Raw genomic sequence first — 6878 nt, forward strand, 5'->3', positions numbered from 1 at the left:
ATCATATATTTTCCACTGTGCGAAACTACATCTTCATAATATTTAAATGAATACCCACCAGTTGTTCTTCTTTCTCCTTTGCAACATCTGTAAATTTCACTTCTATTTAAGTCTAGTTCACGCTCTGCTTGACCACCAGATGCAAACACTCCCATGCATTTATCTTCTTTAAATCCAATTATCATTTTACCTTTGTTTGGTGTGCTAAAATCTGATCTTCTTATATTAATGAAGTTATTGTTGCTCCACATGAGATTTATTGCTCTATTGTCTGCTCTATCTTTATTTTTGTGGCACACAATTCTGTTTTCTTCATTGTAATTTTGCACATATACCAATGCTACTAATCTATGTACTAAATATGACTTCCCACCAATTGAAACTCGTTCATATCCATATTTATCTAATGAAGTAGATAACATCTTGTTTGTTTTTTTATTGTAAAGCATTCCTTTATCTGATATGTATATATGTCTATGATCTATTAATTCTTTATATTGACCAGTTACAATTGGAATAAAAGCTATTGATATTTTCATATGTGATCTCCTTTCTTTTTTTGTTTGATACATATAACGTATTCTGAGTCACATATGTAAGATTGAATATAAAGTCAAATTTTCTCTCAAAGACGAGCCGAAGGCTCTCTAGTTTCTCTCTACCATTTTCTATCTATAGTTTCTTTCTATATACCCCACTCACTTTTGCTAGTCTGAAACACTCACTTTTGTAATTCCGAAACACTCACTTTTGAACATGGTATTTTAAGCATTAAAAAATGGAGATTTAAAAACCTCCATTTTTACACATTTATTACACCTTTTTCTTTTCTCTTTTCCCACACTTCAAGAGGATTTATTTTGTAATATGTGTCCACACGTTCAACTATATTCTTACCATCTTCATTTTTAACATATACTCGATTTTGTATTTTTTCTATGAATCCACAATTTGCTAATGTACTAGTCCATTGTCCCATGTTGGTTAAGTTTCTCTCATTGTTAGTTGCATAACCTAATTGTGAACATAAGAATGCATTGGTCATTGGTCTTGTGTTCTTTAAATATTCACATTGTATGTTTAACAATATATATGTTTTTACAATATTCTTATTAAAAGTAGAATTTAAAGCCTTTAATATTCTGTGTTGTATACTAACATAGTACCTTCCATTTTTAGAGTAGTTTATAATACAAGTTAATCCTCGCTTAGTGTTTTTTAAAGTTATTATATTCTTTTCTTCTAAATACTTTAACCTTCTCTCTAATGTGTATCTACTTATTTTGCATTCTTCACAGATTTCTCTTTTATTTATTCTGGAATAATCAATATATCTATAAGTATCCTCTTTCCTATTAGAATTTGATACTAACAATAGTGCTAAAATCACACTAAAATCAATTTGTTTCTCCAGTTCATAAGTCGGCACTGGCATCTCAAAATCACCATAAACTGCCACATCCTTCTCATATGAGTTGTAGATTATTTCTTCCATCTGTTTTTCTCCTTTTTGTTTTAACTCATATAACGAATTAAAGCTATAAAACGTAAAAAAAGAAGGTCTTTCGACCTCCTTATATATCTAATTCTTCCATTAGTTTTCTATTTTCTTCATCTTCTGGACTAAAGACTGGCTCTACTACTTCTACTTCTACTTCTACTTCTACTTCTGGCTCTACTACTTCTACTTCTGGTTCTTCGTCTGTATTAGTTCCTTGTGTAACTGCAGGTGCATCAACTTGTACTGGAACTACAAGTCCTTTCTCCATCAACATGTGAGTACGAATCAATTTCTTTATTAATCCAGATGCGTTTTTCTGCTCATTAATATATTTATATATATCCTTCTCATGTTCTGAAAAGGATATATTTTTTTTCATTCTTTTTTCACTCATTCCCAATTACCCCCTATTTTGCTTGACTTCCATATTTTAATCTCATATATTCATAAAATCCTTGCACATTTCCAGTTAGGCAATTTTGTTCTATCCTAGCACACGCATAGTGCTTTCTTATTTGAGAATCAAATAGACTTGTTGTTCCTCCAGTAAAAGATACTTCAAGGTAATCATGTAAATCTATGTTAAATCCTGCTAACTTATCATCTATTTTATATAGTTGATCGTCAATCACTTCATCTATTATTTTTTGTATATCTTTATTAGTACATTTATTTGAAACCCAATCTTTTATTTGTGAGTCACTAAATGTTCCTAAACCTGCTTTAGATATTCTATCGCCAACTATTGCATTTACATTATGAACGCCAAATGGGAAACTTATCGAGTTTTCACTTGGTCTACCATTGATTACTTCTAAGAAGTTTACCGTAGAACCACCCCAGTCGAATACATATTTAACTCCCAAATTAGCCTTTAGGTTACTAAGTATGTGACCAGTTCCTTCTGGAAGGACATGTACAGTTACTATTTCAAATTCATGTGTTTCCATTTTACCGTTCTCACTTTGAATTTCCACTTTATGTCTACCCAGAAGTCTACTTTGTATTGCTTTCTTTTGTTCATCTTGAACATATTTATTATATGATTCACCGTATCCAAGAATAATTTCATCTGCATCACCTCTAAGAAGTGCTATTGAAGTTAAAGTTGACCAGATATGAATGTCTGTGTGTTTTCCTTCTCTCTTATCAGTTCTTAATGCAGTGTTTCCTATAGTAAGTTCTTTACCATTTATAGTAGTGTTATATGTATTTTCTCCTAGCATTCCTGCATCTGTATGTCTTGGTGAGTACTTTGTATTGTATAATACATCTCCCACATTAGACTTTCCTTTAGTGTTGAACGCTCCAGAATCTACTGCTACTATCTTTCTTTTAAGTGCCATTTTAATTTCCTCCTAGTATTTTATATGTATTTTTCAATGTATTTTTTAGTGTTTATGTAGTCCGTACCGAGTACTAACTGTCTGGTACAATATTAATTATATATCTAGTGCGTACATGTGTCAACACTTTTTCGAAAACTTTTTATTTTTATTTGAAATTGTCCTCACATTTGTGATTATAACTGTGCTCACACTCATTTCATGCATTTTAATGTACGCACAATTGTGACCATATTTGTCCTCACTTCAATTTAATGTACGCACAATTGTGATTATAATTGTACACACACTCACTTTACGCACTATTGTGAGCATATTTGTGAGGACATGTGTGCGTTTAGCACTATTTCTTCTTATTTTTATAGCAGGTCTTACACACATTTACCCTACCATTTATCATGTTACTATTCTTATAAAAGTTGTTTAACTCTAAAGTATTACCACAAACTTTACATTTTATACATTCTTTTCCTTCAACTATTACTGTTGGATTATGTTTCCAGTCCAATTGAAAATCTATACCTTCTCTTGGATTGTGACTTTTATTCTTAAGTGGAGTAGTGGTTTCTCTTGGATTGTGACTTTTATAATAACGTTTACAGTAGTACTGGTAGCCACCATTAGCATGTCGGTCTTTATAAAAATCTTCTATAGAGTGAAATGTCTTGCAGTATGTACAGTATTTTTGATCTCCATCTATAACCATATTATTTGTAGCTTTCTTTATATGTAGTCGAGATGCTTTCTTCCTTAAAGCAGGAGCAGAGCATCCTATCAGAGTCGATAATTCATCTTCTGGCATATAAGCATAGTTGTCTAATAATAGTTCTAACTTCTTTTTATCCCATTTCATATGAACACCCCCATATTTATAGTATAGCACCATATATATACATTGTGCGTACAAATGTACATACAAATTCCTACAGATTATCTTGTTGATAAGTATGTGGGTATCTTGTTGATAAGTATGTGGATATTATTGTGGATAATTAGGTAGTGAAATAATTTCACCATGTTAGGTAGTGAAATAGTTGCACTAAGGTAGTGAAATAATTGCACTGTAATAAGATACACCTAACAAAATATAATATATATATAAATCTCTTACGTATGCGTACACGCACACACACGCACATGAGAGAGATTACAGAAAACTAGAGCATTAGTTTTATATTTATATAAAACCCTAGCTTATAGTGAGTTAGTAAAAATTAAACTTATTAGAAAAAAATGGTTGACTTAGTAAATACTTGTGTTGTATAGTTGTCTTAGTTAAATTTTGAAAGGTGGTTTTAGAAGTGGATATGTTGAAAGACGAAAGATATGACTTCACGATACTTGAAAACAAGGTTCTGCGTGATGTAGAGAAGTTTGATAAGAACGAAGTACTGGCTTATATGTCATTGAGTTTATTTGCAGATAGAGCAGGAAGTTGTTTTCCAAGCTATGATGAAATTGCAAGGATCATGAGAACATCTAGAAGAACTGCAATAAGTGCAATACAAGGACTGGTAGAAAAGGGAATTATCAAAATTGAGAACAGAAAGCAAGATGCAGAGGATAAAAAAAAACAAATGAAATCGAATCTGTACACATTAGTTTCTGCTAATCTGTGGAAAGAAGTAGTAGCAGAGAATAGGAAGTATCTGATAAGCAAAGCTACAAACTATAAACCTAGAACTGAAAAGGCTAAAGAAACTAAAAAGAGCAATAAAAAAGCACTAGAAGTTTTGGCAGAAACTCCTAATGCTAGTAGTGAAAAAAATTCACCAATCAATCAATTTGATAAATCTATTGTATTCGATAAATCTATTGTATCACAAGAAGTTGCAATGAGTCCAGAGGAAACGTCTGACAACTTGCGACAAGAAGTGACAGATAGTGAGAATATGAAGTTATTAAAAGAGTCTGGAATACAATACATACCAAGTGATGAACCAGAGTTAATAGATTCTTTGGATACAGAAACATTAAAATTAGCAATAGACATAACTACAGAAAAATCAAAAGCAAAGAGTTGGAATTATTTACTGCCTACATACGATACTTTAAGCAGACAAGCACAATTAAACAATGCACCTAAGACATTTACATCAAAGAAATATAAAGGTGGCATAGGAATGGCTAGAACAACGCTATTTGTAGATGGAGAATATGTTGACATGGAAGAAGTGTCATGTGATAAAATTGAGGAAATAATACAACAAAAAAATAGAGCAAATTTTGCTTAATGTTTTACATATCAACTCTAGCTTACGTTATATGTAACAAGGAGTTGATGTTATGTACATAGAAACTATAGAAAAAATGGTTAAAAATAACAAGAAAATAGCAGAAATAGGTGCATTTTTAGGTCTAAAGATTGCCAAAATGAGGAAGATCATACTGGAAAACAATATAGCACCAGACAAAAATGACAAGGAATATGACTATTTTTTAGATGCAAAAACTATAAAATCATGCATAAATGATGCATATTTCATGACAGATTTAGCAGAATTAGCTAATTTAACACATGCTAGAGTTAAAGTTGTATGTGATATGTATGGTTTAAAGCCATGTAAAAAGGCGTATTGTACGCACTGTGGGAAAGAAATAGACTTATCTAAGAGCAAAGTGGTTAGTAAGTACTGCTCCAGAAGTTGTTATGATAAAAAACGTAGACCTGCAGGACAAAAACCAATTATTAAAACATGTAAAGTTTGTGGATCGGCATTTGAAGGGAAATCCAATAGCAAATATTGCAATGAGAACTGTAAAGAATTTGCATCTGCAGTTAGGAGTGGAATGTCATGTCTAAAAAACTTATAAATGTTGGAGATATATTTGGAACATGGACTGTAATAGGTCTGGAAGAAAATGATAGAAAATACAATTATAACTACATCTGCAAATGTGAGTGTGGTAACAAGAAAGCAATCAGAAAAGATGTGTTGTTGAATCTTATGTATCCGAAGTGTGACAAATGTTTAAGCAATGGCATAATAGATAGGAAAATGGATTTAATAACAAGTAGATGGAGTTCCACGTTGAATGGGAAACTAGTTACATCAAGACTGGATGTTGGTAGACAATATGCATGGACATGCTCAGAAGGTCACACGTACTCTAAGAGTATTCTGTTGCTCAATAAAGAGTGTCCAGTGTGTGAGCAAGTTGCTCATAGAGATCATAATAAAAAGCAACTAGTACAATCATTCAATATGATCGTTGACTACATAGATGAAGTTACTGCAGAGGTATTTGAGAATGTGGTTATATCAATAGATGAAGAAAACCTTGTGATATGGGCAGAGATAAATGATGTGATAATATTGATGCTACCTAATGTACATAAGCGTTTTAATGAGGGTACACATGAAACAAAGTCTGAGTATTATGATATACTTAGTAAGATAAAAGGGCATAAGACAAGAGCCACACAAAGCACAAAGGAGCATATCTTCTTAGACTTAGATTTAAATACAAAAGACATTAAGAAAATTTTAGGTGTTTTAGGTATTGTAAAGTCGAAAACTATGTGATATAATAGAATTATCTCATAAGAGATGTTTAACTCAATAGTGTTTGATATGTAAGTGTCAATGTATGTGGAGCAAAGGTGCATGGTTAAGTCTGTGCATCTGAATGCTCTTTTTTCATGTACCCCTTTGAGGTTGGTTTCTGGCACTTATATCCAAGAAAACCCAGTGCGAACTCGTATAAGGAGTGGAATAAAAAAAACGAATATTCTGACAATCAGAAAATTCTGACAATTACTGAAACGTAGTAATTGCAATAGGGGCAACGTTTTCCTCTAATTTTTATTATCATTGTTATATAATAAGTATAACAGAGTATTATATTTGTTATATATATAGTATAACAAGGCATGTGTATCTATTGTTATATAATAAGTATAACAGTATATTAAGTTTAGTATTTATATACAATAGTTTAGTATTACTATACCTATATCTAGTACAGTATTACTATACTTTGAGTTTAGTATTTGTATACTTGATAGTATAGTATTTATATACTTTATG

8 protein-coding genes are annotated in these 6878 nt (G+C 31.4%); 3 read left to right on the forward strand and 5 right to left on the reverse strand.

Features of this window, described 5'->3' with window-relative positions:
• From VLM92_RS02970 to VLM92_RS02990, 5 genes are all read right to left on the reverse strand, one after another.
• Window positions 1-539 (reverse strand): hypothetical protein (locus VLM92_RS02970; protein ID WP_325274863.1); only part of this gene is annotated, 539 nt, incomplete at its 3' end.
• Window positions 540-802: 263 nt separating this feature from the next.
• A complete protein-coding gene (locus VLM92_RS02975) occupies window positions 803-1495 on the reverse strand; it encodes a hypothetical protein (RefSeq protein WP_325274864.1) in 693 nt (230 codons plus the stop codon).
• A 79-nt stretch (window positions 1496-1574) separates the two neighbouring features.
• Window positions 1575-1895 (reverse strand): hypothetical protein, encoded by a 321-nt coding sequence (locus VLM92_RS02980; protein WP_325274865.1) that lies wholly within the window; start codon window positions 1893-1895, stop codon window positions 1575-1577.
• Between the two features lie 13 nt (window positions 1896-1908).
• Complete coding sequence (locus VLM92_RS02985; RefSeq protein ID WP_325274866.1) at window positions 1909-2847, reverse strand: ParM/StbA family protein; 939 nt, start codon at window positions 2845-2847, stop codon at window positions 1909-1911.
• 343 nt (window positions 2848-3190) lie between these two features.
• Complete coding sequence (locus tag VLM92_RS02990; RefSeq protein WP_325274867.1) at window positions 3191-3700, reverse strand: hypothetical protein; 510 nt, start codon at window positions 3698-3700, stop codon at window positions 3191-3193.
• Window positions 3701-4154: 454 nt separating this feature from the next.
• Between VLM92_RS02990 and VLM92_RS02995 the strand changes: the two genes are divergently transcribed.
• From VLM92_RS02995 to VLM92_RS03005, 3 genes are read left to right on the forward strand one after another with little or no spacing between them, the layout of a single operon-like run.
• Entirely contained in the window at window positions 4155-5081 is a 927-nt protein-coding gene (locus tag VLM92_RS02995; protein ID WP_325274870.1) for a helix-turn-helix domain-containing protein, read from the forward strand.
• Window positions 5082-5133: 52 nt separating this feature from the next.
• Window positions 5134-5661 (forward strand): hypothetical protein, encoded by a 528-nt coding sequence (locus VLM92_RS03000; protein ID WP_325274868.1) that lies wholly within the window; start codon window positions 5134-5136, stop codon window positions 5659-5661.
• On the forward strand, window positions 5643-6374 hold the full coding sequence (locus VLM92_RS03005) for a hypothetical protein (protein ID WP_325274869.1): 732 nt from the start codon (window positions 5643-5645) through the stop codon (window positions 6372-6374). The genes VLM92_RS03000 and VLM92_RS03005 overlap by 19 nt, the downstream gene beginning before the upstream one ends.
• Window positions 6375-6878 lie beyond the last annotated feature (504 nt).

Origin of the sequence: Romboutsia sp., assembly GCF_035470145.1 — a bacterium.
Classification (GTDB): Bacteria; Bacillota; Clostridia; order Peptostreptococcales; family Peptostreptococcaceae; genus Romboutsia_D.